Source organism: Siphonobacter sp., from assembly GCF_048595215.1.
GTDB lineage: Bacteria > Bacteroidota > Bacteroidia > Cytophagales > Spirosomataceae > Siphonobacter.
The window spans coordinates 1-2,864 of the sequence record NZ_JBMDWJ010000305.1; the positions used below are offsets into that span (position 1 = coordinate 1).

At 45.1% G+C, this 2,864-nt stretch carries 2 protein-coding genes; one reads left to right on the top strand and one right to left on the bottom strand.

What is annotated here, in order from left to right:
• Nucleotides 1-590 precede the first annotated feature (590 nt).
• Nucleotides 591-1,277 (top strand): sugar transferase, encoded by a 687-nt coding sequence (locus tag ACOJTG_RS18860; protein ID WP_420155242.1) that lies wholly within the window; start codon nt 591-593, stop codon nt 1,275-1,277.
• Between the two features lie 663 nt (nt 1,278-1,940).
• On the opposite strand, the gene ACOJTG_RS18865 is transcribed toward ACOJTG_RS18860, so the two are convergent.
• The coding region (locus ACOJTG_RS18865) for a mannose-1-phosphate guanylyltransferase (RefSeq protein WP_420155243.1) at nt 1,941-2,864 on the bottom strand (924 nt) is incomplete at its 5' end.

Sequence of the window (2,864 nt, forward strand, 5' to 3'; positions counted from 1 at the left end):
CGTCACGATGTGACGCCGAAGCATTACTTGAAGATGATTGACACGCTCTACAAGGAGCAGCGATTCCAGAAGTTGAACATCATCCTGAACGGGGTAGGCGAGGGTGAGGCCTACTACTACAGCTACAGCTACGGCTACTACGGTGATGACAAAAAGAAACTCAATGACTAGGTAGAAAAGGATAAGGTACAAGAAGATCTATACTTCTTGTACCAACCTTTGAGTATTCCCATTTTGAATAACCCCTCTTACCGGTAAAGTGATTTACCATTAAAATGTATGCGAGTAATGGATACTGACAACTATCTGTTATTCATCCTTCGGTTAAGTTCCGTCCTTAGCTTTCATGAATCTTTAAATAATAGGCTAACCATTCACAGTAGTTAAGTACGTATGAACTCTGTCGCATGAAACCATCCCAAGTAGAGTCTCGGATTTGATGGTTTTGACGCTTAGTAAAGATTTACGAACAGCTTAATTGTTCTCCATGCACTGCTGTGGTGAACTGGAATTCGTATACCTATATACGTTAGGGTGTTTTGTCGTATTTTTAGATTCATCCAACCGAACCAAAAATCCGCCTTGATGTCATGAAATATTCAGACAATAGCCTTCGCTTAGACACGACTTATCTAGAAAAGCAAGCCAGCCGACCTGAGGGTTGTTCCTCTTCGCAGCTAGCCCTAACCCAACCTTTGGGGAAGCGATTTTTTGATGTGGTGATGGCCAGTTTGGTGACGCTGGTGGTACTGAGCTGGATGGTTCCTCTCATTGGTGCCCTGGTCAAACTCTCCTCGCCGGGCCCCGTCTTCTTTGTCCAATGGCGTACGGGCCGCAACGGTCGCCGCTTCCGCTGTCTGAAGTTTCGCACCATGCGTCATAATCAGGTGGCTCCCTTCAAGCAAGCCTCGGCCGATGATCCGCGGATTACGCCCATCGGCAAGTTTCTTCGCAAGACGAACCTGGACGAGATGCCTCAATTCTTAAATGTACTCTGGGGGGATATGAGCATTGTGGGTCCCCGGCCGCATGCCCTAGAGCACGATGCTCAGTACTGGGATGTAGTACCTGATTTTCATACCCGTTACCTAGTCAAACCCGGCATTACGGGCCTAGCTCAGACGAGAGGTCTCAGGGGAGAAGCGGGACTAAAAGACATGGAGCACCGCTTGAAACTGGATCAGTGGTACATCAAAAGACGCTCGGCGGTGCTGGATGCCAAGATCTGCTGGTGGACGGTTGAGAAGATGATCAAAGGCGACGAAAAAGCTTATTAGAGACTAAGCTAGCTCGAATCATTACCCTTTTACAGACAATACCTTTATTCAGCAGTCTGTTAATTAGATTTTTCTGAAAAGGATAACTATTATTACGTGTATGACGATAGTAGAAACCATAATTAATACCAGAGTCAATCTGATTTCTTAGATGAGTCTTGGTACTAGCAAGTTTATTTTAAGTAAGCGTAAGAGGATTCCATAAGATTTTATAGATATTGAACTGAAGCTATTACAGCTCTAACCTGTAAGGTAAGTACCGCTGCGATTGATAGAGTTACAAGGAATAGAATCTATTCTGCTTGAATGATTCCTTATATTCTTTTAATCCCGAAGTCATTATAAATGAAGGGTTAGGCCTTTAGATTATCCTAACATCTTACCCTTGCAAAAACATAGGGCTGCATTGACATGTAGGAATAGCAAGTAAATTTACTAATTGAGGTAAGCTTTGTGCATTAAATCATGTTACTATCAAGGTAAGCTATACTTAAGCTAATCAGTGAAGATGCTTGTGGCTTACTAGCAAAGTTGCTAGTACTAAGGAAGGTAGGACGAGAAATAGAACCGAATTCGGCAAGCTAACTTCTAGGCATTTAGCTTATTAATATGAACGCCGCCTGGGTGCTTTAGTCACCCAGGCGGCGTTCACAGTTTTATTTTTTATACGAAGTGAGCTCCTCTTTTGGAAGCATCGTTGACAAACTCTTTCACCTTCTGTTCTTTGTCTTTGGAACAAATGAGAAGCACGTTGTCAAACTCGGCGACAATGTAATCCGATAGTCCTTCCACCACCACCAGCCGCTCTTTGGGCGTCTTAATAATCGAACCTGTCGTGTTATGGGTGACGATGTGGCCATCAATCACGTTGTCGTTTTCGTCTTTCTCACTTACCTCGTATAAGGACTTCCACGTGCCCAGATCCGACCAGCCGATGTCACTTAAGACCACGTGCACATTCTGGGCCTTCTCCATTACCCCATTGTCAATCGAAACACTTTGACACAGCGGATACACTTGGAGTAAGTCCAGGGCCTCCTGCTCGGTATAATAGTTGGCTTCCAGCTTTTCAAACACCTCATGCATAGCCGGAAGATATGCTTCAAATGCTTTGCGAATGGATTTGGCATTCCAAACGAAGATACCCGCGTTCCAGACGTAATCCCCACTTTCCAGAAACGCCTGAGCTAGTTCCAAATGTGGTTTTTCGGTAAAGGTCTTCACCCGCTTGACTTCCTTGTCAGTCAGGCCATCAAACTGAATGTAACCATAACCCGTATCGGGCCGGGTGGGGGTAATCCCCAGGGTCACCAAAATGTCCGATTCAGCGGTCGCCTTTAGGGCTACTTTGATACGATCTGTAAATTCTTTCCCCTTTAAGATCAAATGATCCGCAGGGGTAACGATGATATTGGCCTCGGGATCTTTGGCGGCAATCTTGTAGCAGGCGTAGCCAATGCAGGGAGCCGTATTGCGACGGGAGGGTTCCAAGAGAATCTGATGATCTGAAAGCTCGGGTAGTTGCTGCTTGGTCAAATCATAGTACTCCTGAGAAGTAACGATGTAGACGTTTTCAACCGGGCAGAT

What these genes read in the sequence shown, in the direction of transcription:
- ACOJTG_RS18860 (WP_420155242.1), top strand. Translation starts at nt 591, where the DNA reads ATGAAATATTCAGACAATAGCCTTCGCTTAGACACGACTTATCTAGAA.